This is a genomic window from Rhodohalobacter mucosus, assembly GCF_003150675.1.
Classification (GTDB): Bacteria; Bacteroidota; Rhodothermia; order Balneolales; family Balneolaceae; genus Rhodohalobacter; species Rhodohalobacter mucosus.
Window position 1 is genome coordinate 13,829 of the sequence record NZ_QGGB01000010.1, and the last position, 22,613, is coordinate 36,441.

The 22,613-nt window shown below is 47.4% G+C and carries 19 protein-coding genes and 1 tRNA gene; 5 read left to right on the top strand and 15 right to left on the bottom strand.

Annotated elements, in window-relative coordinates; translation table 11 throughout:
- Positions 1 to 591: 591 nt before the first annotated feature.
- The 11 genes from DDZ15_RS14285 to DDZ15_RS14335 all read right to left on the bottom strand — a co-directional run bounded on the left by DDZ15_RS14285 (position 592) and on the right by DDZ15_RS14335 (position 11,833).
- Positions 592 to 2,682, bottom strand: coding sequence for a GWxTD domain-containing protein (locus DDZ15_RS14285; protein WP_109647804.1), 2,091 nt, complete (start codon positions 2,680 to 2,682; stop codon positions 592 to 594).
- Between the two features lie 497 nt (positions 2,683 to 3,179).
- A complete protein-coding gene (alr, locus tag DDZ15_RS14290; RefSeq protein ID WP_109647805.1) occupies positions 3,180 to 4,358 on the bottom strand; it encodes an alanine racemase in 1,179 nt (392 codons plus the stop codon).
- Positions 4,355 to 5,524, bottom strand: coding sequence for an amidohydrolase (locus tag DDZ15_RS14295; protein WP_109647806.1), 1,170 nt, complete (start codon positions 5,522 to 5,524; stop codon positions 4,355 to 4,357). Before DDZ15_RS14295 ends, alr begins: the two co-directional genes overlap by 4 nt.
- A gap of 115 nt (positions 5,525 to 5,639) precedes the next feature.
- A complete protein-coding gene (locus DDZ15_RS14300) occupies positions 5,640 to 6,239 on the bottom strand; it encodes a peptidoglycan DD-metalloendopeptidase family protein (RefSeq protein ID WP_109647807.1) in 600 nt (199 codons plus the stop codon).
- 364 nt (positions 6,240 to 6,603) lie between these two features.
- Entirely contained in the window at positions 6,604 to 7,677 is a 1,074-nt protein-coding gene (locus DDZ15_RS14305; protein ID WP_109647808.1) for an alanine racemase, read from the bottom strand.
- A 135-nt stretch (positions 7,678 to 7,812) separates the two neighbouring features.
- Complete coding sequence (locus tag DDZ15_RS14310; protein WP_109648022.1) at positions 7,813 to 8,259, bottom strand: GNAT family N-acetyltransferase; 447 nt, start codon at positions 8,257 to 8,259, stop codon at positions 7,813 to 7,815.
- A gap of 60 nt (positions 8,260 to 8,319) precedes the next feature.
- Complete coding sequence (locus tag DDZ15_RS14315) at positions 8,320 to 9,774, bottom strand: sodium:solute symporter family protein (RefSeq protein WP_109647809.1); 1,455 nt, start codon at positions 9,772 to 9,774, stop codon at positions 8,320 to 8,322.
- Between the two features lie 302 nt (positions 9,775 to 10,076).
- Positions 10,077 to 10,658, bottom strand: a complete 582-nt coding sequence (locus DDZ15_RS14320; protein WP_109647810.1) for a mobile mystery protein B — start codon at positions 10,656 to 10,658, stop codon at positions 10,077 to 10,079.
- Entirely contained in the window at positions 10,659 to 11,123 is a 465-nt protein-coding gene (locus DDZ15_RS14325; RefSeq protein WP_109647811.1) for a mobile mystery protein A, read from the bottom strand.
- A gap of 331 nt (positions 11,124 to 11,454) precedes the next feature.
- Complete coding sequence (locus DDZ15_RS14330) at positions 11,455 to 11,700, bottom strand: GIY-YIG nuclease family protein (protein WP_109648023.1); 246 nt, start codon at positions 11,698 to 11,700, stop codon at positions 11,455 to 11,457.
- Between the two features lie 60 nt (positions 11,701 to 11,760).
- A tRNA-Met gene (locus tag DDZ15_RS14335) sits at positions 11,761 to 11,833 on the bottom strand.
- Between the two features lie 127 nt (positions 11,834 to 11,960).
- Between DDZ15_RS14335 and rocD the strand changes: the two genes are divergently transcribed.
- From rocD to DDZ15_RS14355, 4 genes are all read left to right on the top strand, one after another.
- Positions 11,961 to 13,223 (top strand): ornithine--oxo-acid transaminase, encoded by a 1,263-nt coding sequence (rocD, locus tag DDZ15_RS14340; protein ID WP_109647812.1) that lies wholly within the window; start codon positions 11,961 to 11,963, stop codon positions 13,221 to 13,223.
- Between the two features lie 407 nt (positions 13,224 to 13,630).
- The gene (gene lat / locus DDZ15_RS14345) at positions 13,631 to 14,980 is read left to right on the top strand and encodes an L-lysine 6-transaminase (RefSeq protein ID WP_109647813.1); all 1,350 of its coding nucleotides are present in this window, start codon (positions 13,631 to 13,633) and stop codon (positions 14,978 to 14,980) included.
- Positions 14,981 to 15,010: 30 nt separating this feature from the next.
- Positions 15,011 to 15,904 (top strand): cytochrome c, encoded by an 894-nt coding sequence (locus tag DDZ15_RS14350; protein WP_109647814.1) that lies wholly within the window; start codon positions 15,011 to 15,013, stop codon positions 15,902 to 15,904.
- 187 nt (positions 15,905 to 16,091) lie between these two features.
- A complete protein-coding gene (locus DDZ15_RS14355; protein WP_109647815.1) occupies positions 16,092 to 16,634 on the top strand; it encodes a carboxymuconolactone decarboxylase family protein in 543 nt (180 codons plus the stop codon).
- Between the two features lie 49 nt (positions 16,635 to 16,683).
- On the opposite strand, the gene DDZ15_RS14360 is transcribed toward DDZ15_RS14355, so the two are convergent.
- The 4 genes from DDZ15_RS14360 to DDZ15_RS14375 all read right to left on the bottom strand — a co-directional run bounded on the left by DDZ15_RS14360 (position 16,684) and on the right by DDZ15_RS14375 (position 21,453).
- The gene (locus DDZ15_RS14360) at positions 16,684 to 17,403 is read right to left on the bottom strand and encodes an SDR family oxidoreductase (RefSeq protein ID WP_109647816.1); all 720 of its coding nucleotides are present in this window, start codon (positions 17,401 to 17,403) and stop codon (positions 16,684 to 16,686) included.
- Between the two features lie 116 nt (positions 17,404 to 17,519).
- Positions 17,520 to 19,769 carry a TonB-dependent receptor gene (locus DDZ15_RS14365; RefSeq protein ID WP_109647817.1) on the bottom strand — a complete coding sequence of 750 codons (2,250 nt, stop codon included), beginning with the start codon at positions 19,767 to 19,769 and terminating at the stop codon, positions 17,520 to 17,522.
- A gap of 29 nt (positions 19,770 to 19,798) precedes the next feature.
- Positions 19,799 to 20,665 (bottom strand): hypothetical protein, encoded by an 867-nt coding sequence (locus tag DDZ15_RS14370; RefSeq protein WP_109647818.1) that lies wholly within the window; start codon positions 20,663 to 20,665, stop codon positions 19,799 to 19,801.
- A gap of 215 nt (positions 20,666 to 20,880) precedes the next feature.
- Positions 20,881 to 21,453 carry a hypothetical protein gene (locus tag DDZ15_RS14375; RefSeq protein ID WP_242979057.1) on the bottom strand — a complete coding sequence of 191 codons (573 nt, stop codon included), beginning with the start codon at positions 21,451 to 21,453 and terminating at the stop codon, positions 20,881 to 20,883.
- Between the two features lie 220 nt (positions 21,454 to 21,673).
- Here DDZ15_RS14375 and DDZ15_RS14380 point away from each other — a divergent pair, with 220 nt between their 5' ends.
- Positions 21,674 to 22,501 carry a helix-turn-helix domain-containing protein gene (locus tag DDZ15_RS14380; protein WP_109647819.1) on the top strand — a complete coding sequence of 276 codons (828 nt, stop codon included), beginning with the start codon at positions 21,674 to 21,676 and terminating at the stop codon, positions 22,499 to 22,501.
- Positions 22,502 to 22,613 lie beyond the last annotated feature (112 nt).

A 22,613-nucleotide genomic window follows, 5' to 3' on the forward strand; every position in this document is an offset into this window, starting at 1 on the left:
GAAAGATCTCTTCATATATTTGGGGTTCCGGTTCGCCGCCGCTGTTACCCCTGCCGCCTGTAATCCCGACTAAGCAAGCGGAGCGAGCGTTTGGAGGGATCTCCACACGTTTCATTTGGAACAACCTTCCCACAACCTCTCGATAAAAACCCCGACGTTGATTAAAATCCAGCCTCGGGGTTGGGTCGATGGTGCATCATCTCCCCGCGCTTCGCACGGGGCTGATGATTTTGCGCTTTCAGCGCGTGAGGCATTCGCATGGCATTGGCGGCGCGGGAAAGATCTGTTCATATGTTTTGGGTTCCGGTGCGCCGCCGCTGTTACCCCTGCCGCCCAGTCATCCCGACTAAGCAAGCCGAGCGAGCGCATGGAGGGAGCTCCACACGTTTCATTTGGAACAACCTTCCCACAACCCCTCGACATGTATCCGGGTGCTGGGCATAACCTGAATCAAAGATCTCCAATCTCCGATCGGATATCATCATGGTTCATGCTGCAGGTTTGATATATAAAAAACACACTTTATCCATGGATTGGCACAACTTCATACATCACTCATCGTCCATCTCCCATCACATATCAAACCCCGGGTCAATCAACCTCAACGGGAAGTGTTACACTGTAAAGCTCTTCTCCCGAAGAGGGATTGGTGAAGTATAATTCGAGCGTGTAGCTCCCGTTTTTGAGCTGATCGCTAACGATCTCCAGATATTGGTCGAACCGAGATGTGTCTGTGGTATTGTCGACCGTCATAGATGTCTCGCTTCCGCCCCCGAAACGAATAATGCGCCCCATTAAACTGCGATCCCGCTTCAGGCGGTAGGTAAGGGCGTATGTATAAAGACCGCTTTCATCCACCGGCAGATTGTAGGCTTCGTAATAGATTCGCAGAATTGAATCCTCCGGAATAATCCTGTCGTGAGCTATGGAGAATCGCTCTTCTTCATCATTACTTACATACCCGATGATTACATCAGATATAAAAAAGCCGTCCTTTCGTGTAAATTCTGCTACCGGTGTATTACTACGTCCGACACCTTTCAGGTTTTTCCTCACCGTAGAATTTTCCAGAATCTCGCTGCGGCCTCCTTCAGTCTCATCATAGAGCTCGGTTATAAGCTCCACGGATGAAGATTCCTCTTCATAGGGAATCTCAACAATCTCTTCAGTCAAAGCGTTAACGCCCGTTGAGTCAAACCCGGAACTGAAGCTGTGCTCTGATACGGCAGTAGTATTATCATCCATCAGGCGCACAGTACGTACAAGGCGATAGTCACCGTAGCGGATATCTCCCATGTCGTTTCTCTTTTTGAGCTCCTCAAACGTGATCACTTCATCCATGTCCTCTTCTGCATACAGCCTTAGAACAGGGTTCAGGTTTTCGTCGGCAAACCTGTAGGCGTGTATGCTGGTATCCAGCTCATAAATAAAATTACCAGTAGAACTTTTTTCTTCCGGCATTCCCCGCTTTGTGATGAGGGTTTGCGCGGCATTTGTCTGCTGAAACTGTCTTGCAATAGACCTGGAAAGACGCATTGATGTATTTTCGTAGCGATTAAGCATCTCTTCATATCTGCCGCTGAAGAACGGGTCGAGGCTGGCCAGCTGCCTGTAGTACATCATCTGGAGAATCAGTGCAGGCGGAATTTGTTCAGGATTACCAACTCCTGTTTCCGCCGATTCAAACAGAACATCAGTCTCCGTATCATCATCTCCCCCGTTGGATGAGGTGGTTGTTTCCGTTTCCTCTTCGATCATATTCATGGAAACTGTGTTATTCCGCTCCGTGGTGCTGTAGGCTGCCGAAGGGATAAAATCATCGACTGACTGCTTGAGAGACATTTGTGCACCACCATATAGATTCCCGAATAGGAACACGGAGTTATCGGGAGTATTTGAAAGACCATAGTACACCCACACTTCAAAGGCAGGATACTGGTGATAATCAACGACACGGTAGAGCGTGTTCAGATATGCGGTTGTGTTTACGGCATTGTCCAATGCACTTCCATATCCCCTGCCGTCGTCCATACGGGTTGCAACCAGGTAGTTTGCAAAACCGGGGTTGTACATAAAGATACCGTCACGCTTTCGCTGAGGCTCCCCGAAGCGGACATAGATGTCACCGCGGTCATCGTAGGGCGCACGTGCCACCGTACTATAGTTTTCCAGGGCGAAATTAACCCTTTCCCAGTGTTCCATCAACCGCTCGTTGTACGGATCGGAAGGGGTAAGGGACTTGTTTCTCCAGAAATTTTGAAAAAATCGGTAAATATCCGGATTGCGAGCCTCGATCTGATCGCGAACGGTATTCTCCTCGCGACGTCCCAGCATAGACTTTATATAATAGAGATCATTCAGCAGCAGCTTGCGTTCTTCGTCGTTAATATCCGGATCTTCGAGACCTTTCAAGTAGATCTGTGATGTGCGCTCGTAGTAATCTGTGAGGCGGTGACCGGTGACCATCAGTATCAGCTCATGGCCTACCCTGTACTCAGGGGATGAGAGGGAATCAGCATAGGATATCCAGTTTTCAGCGGCTTCCCTGTAGTTTCCGTCTGCCGCGGCTTTTTTTCCCACCAGGTAGCTGTCCGTATTGTTTTGAATTCCATCTGCGTACAGAGGTACTACAGATATCCAAAAAAACAGGATAAAATAGAAAGTTGATAAGAATACCTTCATGTGTGCATTCAAACTGTTGGCTCCGGGCTGAGTGATTTGGAGCCCTTTACGGCAATTATATTTATAAACGACAAAAATCCATATACATTTTATGTAAAATCAGGATTCATTCGAAGCGTTCCGCCGGATAATTTGATTTTACAATTTTATGCATAGACAGCTGTGTTGAAATTTCCCTTTACTGAATCTTCATCTAAAATTTTCAGAAGGGCTTAACTCTGCTATTGAAAAACAGTGCGAGACGTACGTTTAGTTTCGCTGTGTGTAACGCAGATTTTCTCTGGCTGTCAGCAAGGCTCAAAGATTGATACGTTTTAGCTCACAAACCTGTACATAGCAAAGTAAAACAAACAAACCCAAGCCCTCTGAGCAAAGAAGGGCAGGCTTATTTATTAACTCCTACCTCATCCTTTAAGGGATTCCCGCGTAAAACTCGCTCTTTTTTTAATTAACGGAACACGCATCTCCCAAAATTGTAAAAAAGAACAAAACTCGGTTCAGACCCAGAATCTGGGTATGGATGACGGGAGCCGCGTCAATACTTCATAGTTCAGGTTGTTTGTCATTTCTCCGAAGGAAGCCACTGAAATTTCATCGTCGCCCTGGTACCCGATCAGGACAACTTCATCACCTTTCGTGGTACCTTCGATATCGGTTACGTCAACCGTGATCATGTTCATGTTTACAAGTCCAACCACAGCAGCGCGTTCACCCCGAATCAATACAAATCCGGTATTGGTAAGGTTCCGTCCAAACCCATGGGTGTAGCCTATGGGTACTGTTGCAATTTTCATCTGACGGCCGGCGAGATAGACATTTCCATACCCGATAAACTCTCCCTCCTCCACCCATTTGGTGCTCATCACCTCACTTTTCCAGGAGATCACCCTGTGAAGAGGGTCGTTCTGAGTTTCGAGTCCGTTAGATTTTGCGTAGTTCATGAAGGTTTCGCGGCTGGGCCAGAATCCGTAAAGTGCAATACCGGCGCGCACCATATCGTACTGAAAGTCAGGAAATGTCATCAATGCGGCAGAACTTGAAGCATGTGCCAACGGCTTGCTGCCAAATACCTTTTCAGCCAGCACAAGGGCCTCTTCAAATTCCCTGTTCTGATTCAAAATACGGTAGTAGTTCGCCATGCTTTCCGCGCCCGCAAAATGAGTACAGATACCCCGAAGTTCCAGTGCATCCGCATTCTCCCTGACCATGGTGAATACCTCTTCCCACTCAGATTCCTCAAAACCGGTTCTGTTCATTCCGGTTTCAAGTTGAAGATGGATGCGGGCTTTTATATCCAGTTCTCTTGCCTGACCAATTGCCGCTTTCAGGCGTTCAGTTTCAAAGAGATAAAACTCAACACCATTCTGAATAGCCCATTTCACCTCCCTGTCACGGATCATTCCCATAATCATAATCCCGGTATCGTGATTTTCCCGGTGAGTAAGCACCACTCTTGCCTCTTGTGCGCTGAAAACGGAAAAGTGGCTGATGCCCGCCCGCTCTGCAATAGGCATGAACGTGGAGATGCCGTGACCATACGCATTTCCCTTCACCACGGCTGATAACTTGACGCCCGGCTTGAGGCAGCTTTTTAAAAACTGAATGTTCTGAAGAAGCGCCTCTTCGCTGAGTTCAATATAGGATGGTTCAAGGGAGTCGGATAAATTATCAGTCATGTACGGATCTCTTTTCTGTCATTTTTTATATCCCGATCATACAACTTAATAATCTGTGAAAAAAGTTCTACTCCCGGGTCTATCAGCCGATCGTTGAAATCGTAGTTTTCGGAGTGCAGCGGCGGATGATTTAGTCCGGAGCCCACCCCGAACAAGGTAACAGGGCAATGCTCCCGGAATGCTCCAAAATCCTCACTCCATGGAAAAGGTTCCTCGATTTCCTGCACTTTCAACCCTGCCTGGGATGCGGCTTTTCGAACCCACTCCACACCCGCGGAATCATTTATAGTAGAGCTGAACGGCTCTCTGTGATTTACTTCAGTCTTGCCGTCAAACGATTCCGAAACCCGGTTAATGAGCTCCCCGAGATCTTCAAGTGCCTCATTCAACGCATCATCATGCGGCGATCTGAGGGTAAATCCGATTTTCGCATTTCCCGGACTAATACCAAATGCGCGCGCACCCATCCGGATGTAGGTGCAAACGGCTTTATTTAGGCTGTTTTTATTTCTGAAGCTGCGGAACAGCGCCTCCGCTTCCTCAATAAGTTCAGCGATATGCCCTGCCGGATTGATACCCTGCTCAGGATAGCCCGCATGGCTGGATTGCCCTCGGAATCCAACCTCCACTCCCGTCGATGCCGATGCAAATACTCCTTCCCTGAGGACGACGCATTTTTCCGGATATCCAGGGAGGTTGTGCAGCGCAAATGCGTGGCTGATTTTCAGGCTGCTAAACCGTGAGTCTGAGAGAACCCGGCCTGCGCCCCGTCCCGTTTCCTCTGCAGGCTGGAAGAGGATTAGGGTATTGATCCGGGAGGGGCGGTTTTCGGCAAGCCAACGTGCAAAACCCAGCAGAATCATCATGTGTCCGTCGTGGCCGCACCCGTGCATCACCCCATTAACGACTGACCTGTGCGGATGATCCGATCTTTCCTCTACAGCTATAGCGTCAAGTTCCGCTCTGAACATCAGTGTTTTCCGTGCAGAGCCCGTTGCATTAAATCTCGCCATTATGCCGGCACCTCCCAATCCTGTCAGAAGTTCATCCGGATTCAGATCCTTCAGCCGCTGTTTGATGAATGCTGCCGTTTGTTCTTCATTTCCGGAAAGTTCAGGATGCTGATGGAGGTGCTTTCGAAGGTCAATAAGTTCCGGTTCAGTCATACTTTCCTATTGCGTATTTCATGATGGCAAAGTAACTGAGTTTTGAATCCAGATGCCAATTATGGCGAAATTCCTACGCTCATGCTATTCGGGATCCCGTTTTTTTTACAGACGGTCAGTAGACCGGGCCGAGAAAAATTCTGGGGTCCGGATATATTTTAAGTGCACGCTGCCTGTCATCCTCAGACACAACACCCGGCATATCCGCTTCACCCGGATCCTGGTAACTGAGCTGAAAATGAAGATGGGGTGGCCAGTTTCCATTCTCGGCCGGTTCACCCAGCCAGCCAACCGTGTCGCCGGCTAATAAGGCCTTGCCGGGAACCGATTTTTCCAGGCTTTGATATGACAGGTGGCCGTAGAGGGCAAAGATTTCCTTCTCCTGAATCCTATGCTTCAGTACCACGGTTCCGCCATAATTGCCCTCGGACGCATGATTTGCAGTATACACAACCTGCCCCTCGGCTATAGCAAATACCGTTTCTCCCGCAGGAGCCCAAAAATCAATGCCCATGTGGATATTCCGCAGGTTACCAAAATGCGCTGCCACATACATGCCGGGCCGCTTTTCGTTGTATCCGCCTGCAGCTCGTCCACCCAGCTCAATAAACGAGGTGATTTGCACCGGGTCATACCCCTTCGACAGGTCAAGGGCTTCACACTCTTGATGATGGGCAATGACCGGATGAATTGACGTTTTTTTTATGAAATCCATTACTCAGAAAAGATATGCGTGTACTCAATAAAGATCCCGTAAAAATACCTTTCGTTCAACGTATGATTGTATTGACAAGTTTGTTCTTTTTTTCTGGCGTGATTCCTCTTGGGGCGACATATGAGTTTATTGAAGAGTGTCCTTCCGTCGGCTGACGGAGGGCAATGGGGAATGAATCGTGGTGAAACTAACGGCAAATTTTAAGTATTTGAGTCAAATCAACGCTCAGCCCCAAAGGAATCCCCTACATGACGGGCCATCCCCTCGACCCTTCTCCCATTGGGATTCTTACGGGAAAAGGGACCTTTCTATCCTTCGTTTCTATCCTTCGTTTTTAGAATTACCAAGGGTTCCCGCACATTCATCACTCTTCTATCCTCTTTTCAATGTAGTCTGAGCTCATCAGGCCGAGTGCACCCATATACTTGAGTTTGAACCGGATCATATCGCCTACCTTGTAGTCATTCTCATTCGTCCCGACATCCAGAATTAGCATATCTGAGCTGGCATCCTGTATCTTTATGTTTTCATCAACGGGAATCAGATAATCGGGCTGAATGTCGAGAACACCGATGTCGATGATTGCCCGGTAGGACGTTTTTCCATAGTCGTCCTCCGCAATTTGTGTTGTTTTACCCTGTGGGTTTACCCCCAGGTCGCCAGTCGGGACCATGGGCTTTTCCGAAATCTCAATAATCTGTGAATAGAGTTCCATAACCTGGTCACTCATCCCTTCAATCACGCCGTCTGTAAACAGGTTTTTCCCAAAAAAGAGTGCCTCTCCCACACGAAAGTGATTTACGCCCGTGGGAAGCTGATTGCGCAGAAGCAGTGGAATGGTAACTGTTGTACCCCCCGAAACCAGCGGAATCTTCTTTTTAAACCGCAGTTCAATGATCTGCTTGTAGAGAGCGAGCTGAATCAGCTTGTCGCCATCCGGCATCACTCCGTGAAGACAATTCAGGTTGGTTCCCAGTCCTACTACTTCAATGCCGGGCAGACGAAATACCTTTTCATAGAATTGAATCAGATCCTCACGCATCACTCCCTCCCGCAGGTCGCCCATTTCAATCATGATGATAACCTTGTGGACCCGCTCCTGTTTTACAGCTTCATCAGACAGCTCGTGAAGCGTGGAAAGCTCCGTATTGAGACTGATATCAGCGTACCGTACTACATCCGGCACGGCATCTTTCGGAGGAGGTTTGATGTAGATAGTAAGTGTATCGGGATCGATCTCCTTGATGGTACGAAGGTTACTGATCCGGGAGTCATGTACTTCACCGATACCGAGTTCTATCACCTCATTCAAAAACGCACGGTTTCCGCACAGCAGTTTTGTGGTAATACCCCACTTCACGCCATGTTGTTTGAACAGCCCGTCAAGAAACTCGTAATTGTGACGAAGTTCGCTGCGATAAAGTTTTACGTAAGCCATATTTCTTCAGTGTGTCAGGTGATCAGTGTGTCAGGGCTACAGTGTGTTAGAGTGTTAAAGTATTGGATTGTTAATGTTTTAAAATCTTTTTCATGATTCACTGTCATACTGTTGGCACTGACATACTGATCACTGTTATTTATGCAGCCTCATTTCAAGATATTTGTTTGTGAAACCGAATTTTTCGTAAAGAAACCTGGCCGGATTATCCGGTTCAACGTGAAGCGCTATGTCGCCTCCGGTTGCTTCAATAACCTTTTTCATCAATTGTTTCCCTACCCCCTGGCCGCGGGTTTTGGAATGCACGGCGATATAGACCAGAATATGTTCAGGGATGTAGTCTCCCATGTTTGTGTCGTTGATAATTACAGCGCCCAGAATTTCATTGCCTTCATGTGCAACAAGAACAAATCCATCCTGTCCCGGGCCATCTCCATAGGCGTACCCGATACACTTTAAAATTGCTTCCCGGGCATCACCGTATTGGTCCAGATGTTCGTGGAGAAAATCGGCAATCCGGTCTCTGGAAAAGCGTGGGGTACCATCTTTGTCGCTATCAATGATTGTATAAGAGATCGTCATTTTTTTTTGATTTTTAATCTGCATTCAGTCTTCAGATAGCAGCTTAACACCTGTTATTTGTTATAAATTATCCTTCTTTGATTTACCGCCTGATCCGGTTGCCAGGCTGACTGCAGCAAACGAAAGTGCAGACGCAGTAATTCCGAAAACATTGGGATCCAACTCATAAGGTAACTCCACTCCCGAATATCGCAAAGCGATTGTTGTTGTTCCTCCTGCAAGCATTGCAGTCATTGCGCCTGCCGGGGTGCTCCTTTTCCAGAATAGTGCACCGATAACGGGCACAAAGAGTCCTGAAACCATAAAAGCATAGGAGTCGAGCATCAGGTTCAGCACGTTGGTCATGGCCGATGCAAGCAGTAACGCCAGAACACCGATCACCAGCGTGGCCACCTGTGAAATTGTAACAAAGCGGCTGCTATCCGGATCGAACGGTTTTATTCTGCCGATGATATCCGTTACAACGTTTCCGGATGAGGCCATCAAACAGCTGTCGGCAGTTGAGAGGATAGCGGAGAAATAGGCAGACATCATAATTCCCATCAAACCTACCGGTAAAACGGTTCTGAGAAGCATTGGCAATCCGGTTTCAGGATCTGTATCGGAAATATCAGCAGCTCCAAGGTACTCAAACATACCCTGGTCGGCGGCCACGCGTGCAAAAAGTCCCAGCAATACTCCGAGAAATGCCATCACGGGCCACTCAAAAAGACCAGCCAGGTACCAGGCGCGCTTGGCTGTCTGTTCATCCTTGCATGCATAGATCCGCTGATACAATGTCATTCCCACAAACCAGATCGGAATAATAGTCACCGCCCAATAGACCATATCCTGCCAGGAGATGTTGGACAGCGAGAGCATTTCAGGGGGAAGTGTAGCCCGGATCGCATCCAGTCCCCCGATCTCAAGGTACGCTATGGGTAATCCGATAAATACCAGACCGAACATCAAAAGGGCCCACTGAACGGTATCGGTATAGATTACGGCCTTAAGCCCGCCCATAACCGTGTAAATCACAGCCACTGCACCCATAATGTAAAGTGCAGTCTGCTGGTCCAGGTCTGCAAACGTACCGCTTGCAAGTTTTGCACCTGCAAGCATCTGAGAACTTGTGAAACCGGCATATCCTATGGCGGAGATTACGGCAGCCACCAATGCCACGTTCGGGCTGTAGTAATATTCAAAAAGCTGCGGGAAGGTGTAGGCGTTGTCGAATGCCTTGTTGCGCTTAACCTTGGGAATCAGAAAAACGGCTGCCAGCCACGCTCCGATCAATCCCGTAAAGAGCATCCAGGAACCGGAAATACCCATCACAAAACCGAGTCCGCCCAGCCCGATGGAAAAACCGCCGCCTACGTCTGTAGCCACAACGGAGAGTCCCACATGGTAGTCTTTCATACTCCGCCCGCCTACATAGTAATCGTCGCCGCTTTTGTTCTTCCGAAAGAAGAAGTAGCCGAACGCAAGCAGACCGATGATGTATGCAACAAAAATGGTCAGGTCAACGGGATGCATGGATCACCGTTTGGCTTTGAAGGGTTGCGCTGTCAAGGATGCTTTAATCGTCGAGCAGGATGTTTGTCTGCAGATGGCCCTGAGGTCTTGTTATGTTTTTAAGGTGCTTAAAGGTAAGGGGATAAGCGGGTAGCTTCAAATTTGATTGGGGTTGGTAATCTTCTGACAACTTTGGGAAAAGTTAAGGGAGGTTTTATTGAATTGAGTCGGCTGACGATTTTCCCGGAATTGGGTCCGTTGTGTTATGCCGTGGCGGGGATTGGTATTTATGTAAGTGATGGATTTAAACGAAGTGCTAGCTCCTAGCTTCGAACAAAATCCAGCAGGGGCTGATAATTATGTACATCGGCAGACCTTAGTGCCTTAATGTAAGCTGCCCTAACATCTCCTTTTTCAATCAAATTGCCTGATCCCCAGGTGAAAGGTTCCTGATCGAGCACCTTCTGAAGCAGTACATCCGTCATCACTCTTGCATGTCGGCCGTTGCCATTTGGAAACAAATGAATTTGAACCATTCTGTGATGAAAACGTGCTGCGATTTCATCCGGGGAGTAAGTTTCATAATCTATCCAGTAGCGAACATCACCCAACAGTTGTCTGAAATGTACTGGGATTTGTGCCCAATCTACACCGATATTTTTATCCGTCCGACGATATTCTCCTGCCCAAACCCATACCTTTCCGAACATCGCCTCATGAAGTTTTCGAATAAATTCCTCACTCAGATAATCTTTTCGGCGAGTACGATCCAGCCAACTGTAAGCATCGGTAATATTCCTTTGCTCCCATTCATTAAGCTCTTCCAGAGTACTTATATAGGGAATGAGAAGCCCTTCCTTCTCATTCTCATCAATCGGCGTTGCTCCATCCGGATAATCAAACATCTACTGATCCCAAAAGTTTTTTGGTTCTTCAAAAAGAATTTTATCCACCAGATCTTTCAGTGCTTCTTCATGCTCATCATCAGAGATTCCCTGAAGCTCCAACTTCATTGAATGATCAATACGATTCAATCGTTTTTTGGCAATTTTCAAAGCCTGTTGACGCACCATTTCCTCAAGGTCTTGTTCCGGCACAAAAGCATAGACAAACTTCACCCCTAAGCCCTCAGCCATTTTCTTTAAAGTTGAGAGCTTTACATCACCATTGGCTTCAGCTTGCTCAATCCGGTAAACCCTTGCCCGGTCAAGGTCAACACGACTACCTAATTCTTCTAATGTCATACCCAATCCTTCTCGGATAGCATTTATCCATCCACCTGAAGGCATTGTCATTCTCAGAAGAGGTTTAAGCTTCTTCAATTTCTTATCAAGCTGTTTGCGTATAAGCTTTTTATCCCAATAGTTCATAGTTGTACCTTCTCACTGATTTAAACCGAATTGTTGATATTTATAACAACATAATATACGTTTCGTTGCTATTTATAACAACATGTTAAAGTCTTAGGTTGTCTTTTATGACAACATATGTTCATTTATGAAAGTAGTTAACTGTAGATGGTATCAGATAGGAGCACAAGAATAGACGTTGATGCTGAGAGAGTTGACAGTGGAAAATGAAGAGTAAAGCATAACCTGAGTTGTACCCAAAATAAAAAAGGCCGCTAAGAGCGGCCTTTTCGTAGTGGCGGGGACAGGATTCGCCTGTCCGTCTACCGACGGATAGGAACCCGACAAGCTTTTAACTCAATAAATTGGCACGAATCCAGCGACGGCCTACTGACGTTTTCAGCTGCTTCTCACGCTTTATCGCTTCAGACTTTGTGGCGTACTGCTCGGTATGAATTAACTTCCATGGGCGATATTTCACCGTCCAACCCTTAGTCCCCAGTTCATTGTGAGATTTCATCCGCTCGGTGAGATTACTTGTATGGCCAATGTATATCTTGTCATATTTGGATGAATGCAATACGTAAACGGTGAACATAACCTTCTCCCTCAAATAAAAAAGGCTCAACCGCTTTGAGCAATCGAGCCTTTTCTGTAGTGGCGGGGACAGGATTCGAACCTGCGACCTTCGGGTTATGAGCCCGACGAGCTACCAGCTGCTCCACCCCGCGATGAGACCCTAAATATACAATTATTTCGTTACGCAAGTCAAGTAAAGATTATTTGATTTGCAATCGATCGCCTCCCTGTTAATTCATATCTTTTTGAAAACCAGAGCTGTTAAAAAAGAACCCTGACATGCTATCCACAAAAGACGCCATTGCCCTTGAAAACCAGTACGGAGCCCATAATTATCACCCCCTTCCGGTCGTGCTGGCACGAGGTGAGGGAGTTTATGTCTGGGATCCGGAGGGAAACAGGTATTTTGATTTTCTGTCGGCCTACTCGGCTGTAAACCAGGGGCATTGCCACCCGCATATTATCGATGCGCTGAAGCAGCAGTCCGAAACCCTTACCCTCACCTCTCGTGCATTCTATAACAATGTTCTGGGTGAGTTTGAAAAACTGGTGTGCGACACATTCGGGTTTGAGAATGTACTGCCCATGAATACGGGAGCAGAGGGCGTTGAGACCGCTATCAAAATCTGCCGCAAATGGGCGTATGAAAAAAAAGGAGTACCGGAAAATGAGGCAAAAATCGTTGTGTGCAGCAACAACTTTCACGGGCGGACCACTACCATTATCTCTTTTTCGGATGATTCCAATGCAAGGGATCATTTCGGCCCGTATACGCCCGGCTTCGTCAAAGTGCCCTATAATGATCTTCAAAAGCTGAATGAGGCACTTCAGGATGAAACAGTTGCAGGTTTTCTGGTTGAACCGATCCAGGGAGAAGCGGGTGTGAATGTACCGGACGATGACTATCTCAGAAAAGCTGCAGAACTCTGTGGAAGGCACAATGTACTGTTGATAGCTGATGAAATCCAGACAGGCATAGCGCGTACGGGGAGCATGCTTGCGGTATGCGGCAACTGTACCTGCGAAGGTGCGTGTGAGCGCCGGGCCGATACCTATGTGCGTCCCGATCTGCTGATTCTCGGCAAAGCCCTGGCGGGTGGGGTGTATCCTGTATCTGCAGTTCTCGCCGACAAGGAGATCATGGATGTGATCAAACCGGGCCAGCACGGATCCACTTTCGGAGGAAATCCACTCGGTGTACGTGTCGCCATTGCGGCACTGGAAGTGGTACGCGACGAAAATCTGATTCAAAATGCACGCAAACTGGGATCAATTTTCCGTTCTGAAATGAAGAAACTTCAGTCTGAGTGCTCCCTTGTAGCTACCGTTCGGGGAAAAGGGCTGCTTAACGCCGTAGAGATCAATGACTCACCGGACAGCTCAACTGCCTGGGATCTCTGCGTGAAACTGAAGGAAAACGGGTTACTGGCCAAACCCACGCACGGCAATATTATCCGCTTCGCTCCTCCCCTTGTGATGACGAAAGAACAGCTAATGGAGTGTATTTCGATAATCAGGAAAACGTTTCTGGAATGGGGGTAGAATGGATAGTTGTAAGTGGTTCGTGGTCGGTTGATGGTGGGTGGTGTTGAGACGTGAGACGGGCATGATTTCAGATTGGACATATGCTATATTCGATCTCAGAAGTATTTTCAATACTGCCCGTTGCAGCTTGAAGCCTGAAGCCTGATGCCAAGGCCTGTCAGACACACCCCTTGGTTATCTGAATCGTGCTTTGCACGTTCATCTAACCATGTCCCCTCTCAAGAGGGGACGAGCACCCTGCACCCTGCACTTATAAAATTCCCAATAACTAACTATTCACAACTGACAACCGTCAACTATCTACTAACTACTATCCACACAGACTTTCCCTTTTACCTTGATTGCGCAGTTTCTTATTCTTCACTATAAGACGTTTTCAATCACGGGACTTAATCGCTATCACCATGCCTCATATTGTAGAACCAAAAAATGTACGCCCTATCCTTCAAAAGCATATTCTGGCCGATGGATATGAAATGGTTCTCGACCTGCACAAAAGCAAAGGCGCTTACCTGCACGACTCCTCTTCGGGCAGAGACTATCTGGACTTCTTTACTTTTTTTGCTTCAAATCCATTGGGTATGAACCATGACAGGCTGGCGGGTGATCCTGACTTTGTACACACCCTTGGGCAAACAGCCATCAACAAGCCATCCAACTCAGATGTGTACACGGAAGAGATGGCTCATTTTGTGGAAACATTTTCACGAGTCGGCATTCCGGACTACATGCCCTACACGTTTTTTGTTTCAGGCGGGGCACTGGCCGTTGAAAATGCACTAAAAGTAGCGTTCGACTGGAAAGTTCAGAAGAATTTTGAAAAGGGATACCGAACTGAAAAAGGCCACAAGGTGCTACATCTTGACAAAGCATTTCACGGACGCAGCGGTTATACCCTTACACTAACCAACACGGATCCGAAAAAGACCCGGTATTTCCCAAAATTTGACTGGCCGCGCATTCACAATCCCGCCGTTCAATATCCTCTCACAGAGGAGAATATCAATAAAGTGGCCCTTGAGGAAAAACAGGCGCTGGCACAGGCCCGGCAATATTTTGAAACCTACAAAGACGATATTGCATGTATATTGCTTGAACCCATACAGGGCGAGGGCGGCGACAATCATTTCCGGATGGAATTTCATAAAGGCCTCCGGGAGCTGGCTGATGAATACGATGCGCTGCTCGTTCATGATGAAGTGCAGACCGGAGTGGGTCTTACCGGCAAATTCTGGGCACATGAACATTATGTGCAGCCCGATATACTGGCGTTCGGCAAAAAAGCCCAGGTATGCGGAATTCTTGCAAGCAAACGAATAGATGACATTGATACCAACTGTTTTCATGTTTCATCCCGTATTAACTCAACCTGGGGCGGCAATCTGGTCGACATGGTACGGTTCGACCGCATTCTTGAAGTGATTGAGGAGGACAATCTGGTTCACCACGCTGCAATAACCGGAGACTATTTACTGAACGCGATTAAGGGCCTGGCTGAGCGTGAAGAGTACATTAGCAATGCGAGAGGCAAAGGCTTGTTTTGCGCAATTGACCTGCCTGACACGCACTCCAGGGATGCTGTTGTGAAAGAGTGCGTCAAAAACGGCTTGATGATTCTGGGTTGCGGAACTAAAACCGTTCGCTTCAGGCCACCGTTAACTGTACAGAAAAAACACATTGACCAGGGGCTCGATATTTTGGCAAAGAGCTATAAAACAGCCCTGGACAAGTGCCCTGTAGCGTCAGGCGGATAGTAAAATTTTAAGTGATTTGGGCATTGAGCATTGGGCAGTGAGCAAGAAAGGAGCCGGTTTCCCGTACAGGCAATAGCTATTCCGTTATTGATTGTCACGGTGATAACGGCGGCCGTATTTTTTATAACGGAGTCGGACAGGCTTAGAATCTATCCTTTAAGCGACTATGATTTATCGATCCCGGGTGATTCAATGTCGATCGCACACGGGGAACGAATATTCACCATCCGTGGGTGCACGGACTGTCATGGTTCCAACCTAGGAGGCAGAATCATTCAATCCGGGCTGCTGACCGGTATCATAACGGCTCCAAACCTTACCCCTGCGCCGGCAAGTCCGATTTATGACTACAGTTCAGAAGATTTGGTTCGTGTGATTCGCGAAGGGGTGAAACCGTCCGGCAGATCAGTCATTATGATGCCCTCTCACAAGTTTCAGGTTATCCACAAAACCGATGTTGAATCCCTGATCGCATACATACGGTCAGTTGAACCGGTGAACCGAGAGCTACCCTCCACCAGCCTTAACCTCCCCATGAGGTTTTACTATTTCATCAACAGAAACCTGACGCTTTTTCCGGCAAGTATGATAAAACGTCCTGTGGAATTTCCGGAGGAAGAAGAGCCCATGACCCGGCTTGAAAAAGGAGCCTACATCGCATCATCGTGCGTGGGGTGTCATGGCCATCATCTTGATGGTGGCCCCATACCGGGAGCTCCGCCAACCTGGCCTGAAGCGCCCGACCTTACTCTTACCGGTGTAGCCGGCAGCTGGAGCAAAGAAGAGTTTATTCAAAGCCTCAAAGAGGGCACTACTCCGGATGGACGTCACCTTGACGGCAGATTTATGCCCTGGGAGGCTTTTGGCCAGCTTACGGATGAGGAGTTCGATCTGCTCTGGAATTACATGCAGACACTGGAGTGAAAAGCAAGGGATCAAGCCAAATGATGGCGGGGGCAGGCTCCAGCCCCGGCTGAAAGGGAATTTCTTTCATAAACACACTTATTCCATCTCCGGGAGCCAAGCATTTCCTTCAACGGTTTGCGAATGTGCATCGAATCATCGTTTTTTCGGGTAGCTAATCCTAACTCTCGACAAGGGCTAAACCATTATGGCACATATAAATCTGAACAACCAATTCCCCGGTATCGTGGGGCTGATGCACTATCGCCCCGAAACCGCCAAACCGCTGAACGAACTGGCTGAAATTTTGCTGCGCGGCGAATCCACTCTCACAAGCGCTGAGCGCGAGATGATCGCGTCGTATGTTTCGCACCAGAATGAGTGCCATTTTTGTCATTCATGCCATGGCGCGGCTGCAGCACATCATCTTGACGGAGATTTGTCGTTATTGAGCGATATTAAGGACGGGTTTCGAAAGACAAACTTGTCTCTTAAAATGAAAGCCCTTCTCAATATCGCCAAAAAAGTGCAGATTCTTGGTAACCGGGTGGAGCCTGATGACATCCGTGCGGCTCGAGATGAGGGAGCAACAGATCGTGAAATACACGACACAGTTTTGATTGCCGCCGCATTTTGCATGTATAACCGGTATGTGGATGGACTTGGCACGTGGGCTCCCGAAGAGCCTGAGGCCTACGACGAAACCGGACGAATGCTGGCGCACGAGGGTTATCTGAAATCTATACCCTGAAATGCACCGGCGACCCCGCAAACTAAATTGTATGCGGGCTTACAGCAGGTTACACCATCTGGTGCGATTCAGGCTGTATCACGATCTCATTCAGCACCGACTGTTCCGGCTGTGATGCCGCATAGTACACGGCTTTGGCCACCTCCTCGGGGGTGAGCATGGCTTCTTTTTTCACGCGCATTTCCACTTTCGGATTGTCCCAGAATTCGGTAGCAACACCGCCCAGGTAGAGCAGAGAAAATTTTATCTCTGCGCGCCGGTACTCTTCGACCAGAGCCTTGGCCATTCCGGTTACTGCGTATTTGGATGCAGAGTAAACGGAGGTATTTTTCATTACGGCTTTGCCAAGAATACCGGGAAAGAGAATAACGCGTCCTTTTTTGGCGGTTGCCATGTATCGTCCCACAGTTTGCGTTACCAGGAAGGTGCCGTATACATTTACGTCGAACACTTCTTTGGCGTCTTCAGGATTGATATCCAGAAGAGGTTGAATCAGGCCGGTTCCAAAAGCATTAACCAATACGTCAATTTCTCCCAGATTATCGTGCACTTCACGGGCCATGTCAGATACGGAGCCGAGGTCGGTCACATCCACTTCAATTGCGTACGCTTCACCGCCGTTATCATTCAACTCCTTGGCTTTCTCTTCAGCTTTTGATTTATCACGTGCGGCCAGAACCACTTTTGCACCGGCACGCGAAAAAAGATCAGATGATGCTCTTCCAATGCCGCCTGTTCCGCCTACGATGAGTACTACTTTGTCTTCCATTTCTGTCTGATAAAATTTTTATTCCATTTGACTGTAGAAAGGAATTGACAGGCCTAATCGTTCGCATTTTATACCAATTTTTCAGGGGATAAGGTGAGGTATACCCGGAACCGTTATTATAATTCAGCGCTTAGTGACAGGTAGGGAAGGAAGCCGTTTTGATTGATTACCTGAAACTCTGTTATGTCGACGAAGAAGATATTGGCCTGGTCGTATACGTTGATGGCTCCGATCTCCGCCCCAAATTTAAATCCCTCTGAAATATCAAAAAATCTCTTTAGTGAAACGTCGAGCCGGTGATACGCAGGCAGGTTTTCAGTATATGGTTTTTCAAAGTATGCAAAAGATTGTCCCGGGTCGTTGATGGGGTTTTCACCTGGAATAGAAAGTACCAGATCGGTTCCTGCAAGCCGGGTGTAAGGCAATCCGGATTTGACATCCCATCTCAGTCCGGCAGTGAACCCTGCAAAACTGTAATTGATAATGACATTAAACTTGTGGCGCAGGTCGTGGGCAGGGTTGAATCCAGTAATCGATTCGCCGCCCAGCCATGATCCCAGATTATCATCCGATGCTGAATATTCCACACTTGAGTAGCCATAACCGGCATATATAAAAAACGGCGAGCGATTGAATTCAAGATTCAGGTCAAGCCCATAGCTTGTTCCGCTCGCCAGGGCAATGTCGGTATCAATTCCGGCCTGGGGTGTCCATTTTGAAACCGGAATATTGTAATGTTGCTTATAGAAAAGCTCAATATTTGATGAGAGATATGAAGCTGCCCGGAAACTGAATTCAAGAATATTATGCCAGGCTCCTGGAAGTGTGGAGCCCCGGTCACTTGGCCTGTATATGGTAAAAACGGACCCTGCATCCCGAAGGTCGGTTATCCCGTCCATTGCCTGGGTGTAGTAGCCCGTAGCCAGGCTTATTTCACTTTTTGTACTCCCAAACGGCTGAATATTCATCCGCAACCGTGGTTCAAGGGATGCACCGTATCCACTCGAAATCTGGGTACCTATGCCCGGTTCAATGCTTACATTGCGGCTGAAATCCCAAGTGGACTTCGCATAAAGCTGAATCATTGCATCCGTTACATCCAGACCGTTTTCGAAGGGCTGAAACCTCTCCTGTGCCGAAGCCTGATAATTTTGGAAAAGCAGATTGATGCCGAAATCGAGCCTGGAGTTTATAAATTCCTGGCTGCTATCCAGGCGCAGAAAGCCCTGGGTAACCTTTGAGAATCTTTGATCTGAGCCGGCTGATGACTCACTGTTTCGGAAGTCGGAAACCCCCAGTGAAATTTCAAACGGAAACTGCAGTGAGTTGTCAAACCCAAAGCAGCGCAACCCTGCGGCGGTGTTGGTCCAGCTTAGGATACCGTTGCGTCCTGGGTTAATTTTCCCCTCATCGCCCGTTCGCACTCCCGTTGCGCTGCAGATCAGATCACCTGCCTGCATGGAATACCTGGCAATCAGGTCATAAAAACTGGCCTCCTGCTGCCGGCCCGGGAGAACTTCTTCAAATGTATTGATATTTGAAAAACGACCATTTACCAGAAGTGATGAAGTACCCTTTTTCAAAGGCGTTTCAACAAAAAGGGAGGTCATATATGGGCTAACCGAACCTGCCGCCGAAGCTTCATACAGATTGCCGGGTTTGAGATTCACCTCAATCACAGAGGACGCTGAATTCATGTAGCGGTTATCAAAACCGCCCGCCATAACCGATACATCATTTACCACGCGTTCCGGAAATGCTGAAAACAGATTGGATATATGAAAAGGTTTTACCAGCGGTATATTGTCAACAAGTACCAGGTTTTGAGCAGGAGTTCCGCCCCTTATAAAAATATCTCCCCCCTGGTCGCCGATGGTGACCACACCGGGCAAGGTCTGAATGTAGGCCATCAGGTCGCCCTCTAATCCAGCGGAGGGAACACGGCTAAACTCTTCGCCCCTTATCCTCGTTACGCCAACTTCACCGGTTCTGAATGCACCGCGGGCTGTTACTTCAATTTCATCCAGTTCCCCAACCTGATCACGAAGCGTGATGCGCTCTACCCTGATTTCTTCACCGGAAAGTTCATAACTCCTTTCAAACGGCTCAAACCCGATATACGTGGTCCTGATCTGGTATTCACCGGCCTCCAGGTTCCTGAATTCAACAAATCCATCCCGGTTTGTAACCCCATATCCGGTGTATTGGTCCTGCCCGTTTTCATACAACAATACATTGGCCCCAACAACGGGCTGTCCGCCTGATTCCAATACTATCAGTCTTAATACAGATGAATTTTGAGCATAAACAATACCCTGAAAAAGGAGAAGGCAAATCAATATGATGCCGGAAAAGTGCTTTATCATTTAAACGGTTAGAATGTCTTTTTTTGAGTTTAAGGCTCTCTGACGGTTAGAGGGGAATCCGGCACAATCTCTACTTCAACTCCGCCTTCATACTTGCCCACTACAATTTTCCGCTGCAATTGAATGCCTTCTTCCGGATCGTAGAGCGGTTCATCGTTGGTTTTTCCTCCTTCCATATATCCTATGTGTGTAAACCGGAATCTGACTTTGTTGCTTGTAAATTCATTGCATCCGGGATATGGGCGGCCTTCAAAACCTCCCGCAAAAATGTCGAATGATATATCGTCGGGACTCCAGCCAACGATCAGGGTATTACTCTCTTCATCATACGATCTTATTTTCTCCCTGCTGGTCCAGTACCATGTATTCGACAACTCAATGCCGGCTTCTGCAATCAGTTGTTCTCCAGCAGTCAGATCAATATTTTTTAGTTCCACTGTAAACCTTTGATCACACTCCACTGCAGCTCTACTTAACGTAAGCTCAGTTTCAGAGGGTGTCACCGATATCAGGCTGTCGCGGTAGCCATCGTTATTTTCCAAAACGATTTTGTATCTGTTTTGAAACGTTACAGGAGATTCGTAAACAAAATTGTGGGTATAAATACTGTCGAAAACGACTACGCTGTCACGCAGATGAGTAGTAATATCAGTAGTCAGATCGGTAATCAGAATATGTACATCCAAACCTTGTGTCGATTCGGGAGTAAGGAGCGATGAATTATCGTATACACGTATATAATTGGGCGAGTCCTCAAGATCCAGCACTCCGTATAATGAATAGCTTGCAACATGATCAGATACGGGTTCCACCGTACTATCACAGCTGCCCAGGCAGATGAGAATAATGAATGAGAGAAGACATAGCCAGCCAAATCCCGATGAATCTATAATCATACTCTAACTTATTTCGAGAGAATGCTTTACAACAACTTAACCGGCTCAACTCCTTTTTAGTATCGCATGATCATGCTAAAATTTATTAAGGGTGAAATCATAGCTTGTACCACTGGTGGTAATAAACGCGGAGTATCGCGATCGGTTCAATTAATTTATGTCATCAATTATTATAATACTGGATTGAATTTTGATCATTTTGACTCTCTCTGACTCTAGTTGCCATCCGTTTCCGTTATTCTGTTGTACCTGATTCGCCAATTCAGAGTCCAGGTCTCACCACCGTCATATGAAGCTTCCCAATCCCACATCAGAGAATCCTCGGCTATGTCATAAAATACCATCCGCTGCATAAGCCTTCGCCCATCCGGCAGTTCACGCATCTCAGTGCGGAAGATTCTCTTTTCGCCATCCAGGTCGCCGGTAAAATCATAGTAGCCTCCGTTATTATCGGCCCACGCCTGTTTCCATCTTTCAAATCTCTGTTGGTAAACCGATATGCTTGTACCTTTGAACCCGCTTTGCTGCCCTTCGGTTATACTGAAATTCTCCTGTATAACGGTTCCATCCAGCGTCTTTTCTACAATATTGATGCCGCGTCCTTTACTGCCATCCCCTTCATCCCAGCTCACATTCCACTCCCCGACCCAGAAATCAAAAAGCTCTTCCGGTTCAGGTGATTCTTCTGATACCTGTGCGAAAAGAACGGGCGAACTAAGTACAAGTAGAATGAAGCATTGAGCCAGAACCATCGTAAAATCAATCCGTTTTTCAATCATCATAATCATAGTCTTTTCTCTTTATTGAAACAGTGACTACACATCGTACATGTTAGCACTATGCACCTGCCGGGTGAAACCGGGCCGGTATTTTTCCGTTAGAAACTGAACCACAACTTTTCAGATGTAGCTTCATATAACCATGTTGCGGTATTCTTTGGCCATATGATTGTAAAAAATCCGTTTTTTTAAAGTACAATTCATAAAGGAAATCAATAAACCGGCTCAAATGAAATGTATCACGATTCCTCCACCGGCTGAACTTTCAGAGCATATCGAGTGCTATTGGGTCAACACGCTTCATCCCGGCGATGTTGGCTGCGATTATGACTACATCATTCCCGATGGCGTCACAGATGCGATTTTTATGCTAAACGGAGTTTATGAAAGAGGAGTTGGGGAAAAGAGTCAGCTGATTGATTCCTGCAGCCTGGTTCCAGGTTTCGATAAAGCTGTGCGAGTTGCACAGGAACCCTGGACCAGCTGTCTTGCCATCCGCTTTCGACCCGGTGGATTTCAGGGGCTTACAGGTATTTCAATACGTGAATTGAGCCAGCCCGTTTATCCCCTGGAAGAGGTGATGCCCGACCTGGCAGACCTTGTAATGAACTCTATATCCAAAAATACCCAGGTTGAACAGATACTCAAGGAGATCAATACATTTCTCTCAGGAGAACAGGAGAGAATATACGGTTCCAATCTTTCCAGCCGATTTATAGAAGAGGCTATCAAAAACCGCGGATCCATACGCATCTCCGATTTTTGCGACCGGGCGGGCTTGTGTAAATCCACGCTCGAAAAGAATGTTCGTGAAATGACTGGCCTTACTCCCAAAACCTGTGCGCGGCTGATACGAATTCAGTTCGTTATTCGTGAGCTGTTAAGCGGAACCGGACTGTTCAGCAGTGTGGCTTATGAACTGGATTACCATGACCAAAGCCATATGATCCGGGATTTCAAGAGCGTGATCGGCATCACACCGGGAGAGTTTCTGCGCAGCGGGTTTAAACTGCCAAACTACTCCGCGCTGCCCGTAAATGCATCTGCTATAGCGTGATCGGCTGGCGGAATCTGCCAAAGAACCGTCCATGTCCCCTATTTCCCGTCAGTCTAATAAGATCAATTTCGACCCGGTTTCATATGAACCGTGCCTATGGCACTCATGGTGG

Coding starts and splice junctions, on each gene's coding strand:
- DDZ15_RS14285 (WP_109647804.1), bottom strand. CDS start 2,682: ATGAAGGTATTCTTATCAACTTTCTATTTTATCCTGTTTTTTTGGATA.
- alr (WP_109647805.1), bottom strand. CDS start 4,358: ATGACTGATAATTTATCCGACTCCCTTGAACCATCCTATATTGAACTC.
- DDZ15_RS14295 (WP_109647806.1), bottom strand. CDS start 5,524: ATGACTGAACCGGAACTTATTGACCTTCGAAAGCACCTCCATCAGCAT.
- DDZ15_RS14300 (WP_109647807.1), bottom strand. CDS start 6,239: ATGGATTTCATAAAAAAAACGTCAATTCATCCGGTCATTGCCCATCAT.
- DDZ15_RS14305 (WP_109647808.1), bottom strand. CDS start 7,677: ATGGCTTACGTAAAACTTTATCGCAGCGAACTTCGTCACAATTACGAG.
- DDZ15_RS14310 (WP_109648022.1), bottom strand. CDS start 8,259: ATGACGATCTCTTATACAATCATTGATAGCGACAAAGATGGTACCCCA.
- DDZ15_RS14315 (WP_109647809.1), bottom strand. CDS start 9,774: ATGCATCCCGTTGACCTGACCATTTTTGTTGCATACATCATCGGTCTG.
- DDZ15_RS14320 (WP_109647810.1), bottom strand. CDS start 10,658: ATGTTTGATTATCCGGATGGAGCAACGCCGATTGATGAGAATGAGAAG.
- DDZ15_RS14325 (WP_109647811.1), bottom strand. CDS start 11,123: ATGAACTATTGGGATAAAAAGCTTATACGCAAACAGCTTGATAAGAAA.
- DDZ15_RS14330 (WP_109648023.1), bottom strand. CDS start 11,700: ATGTTCACCGTTTACGTATTGCATTCATCCAAATATGACAAGATATAC.
- rocD (WP_109647812.1), top strand. CDS start 11,961: ATGCTATCCACAAAAGACGCCATTGCCCTTGAAAACCAGTACGGAGCC.
- lat (WP_109647813.1), top strand. CDS start 13,631: ATGCCTCATATTGTAGAACCAAAAAATGTACGCCCTATCCTTCAAAAG.
- DDZ15_RS14355 (WP_109647815.1), top strand. CDS start 16,092: ATGGCACATATAAATCTGAACAACCAATTCCCCGGTATCGTGGGGCTG.
- DDZ15_RS14360 (WP_109647816.1), bottom strand. CDS start 17,403: ATGGAAGACAAAGTAGTACTCATCGTAGGCGGAACAGGCGGCATTGGA.
- DDZ15_RS14365 (WP_109647817.1), bottom strand. CDS start 19,769: ATGATAAAGCACTTTTCCGGCATCATATTGATTTGCCTTCTCCTTTTT.
- DDZ15_RS14370 (WP_109647818.1), bottom strand. CDS start 20,665: ATGATTATAGATTCATCGGGATTTGGCTGGCTATGTCTTCTCTCATTC.
- DDZ15_RS14375 (WP_242979057.1), bottom strand. CDS start 21,453: ATGATTATGATGATTGAAAAACGGATTGATTTTACGATGGTTCTGGCT.
- DDZ15_RS14380 (WP_109647819.1), top strand. CDS start 21,674: ATGAAATGTATCACGATTCCTCCACCGGCTGAACTTTCAGAGCATATC.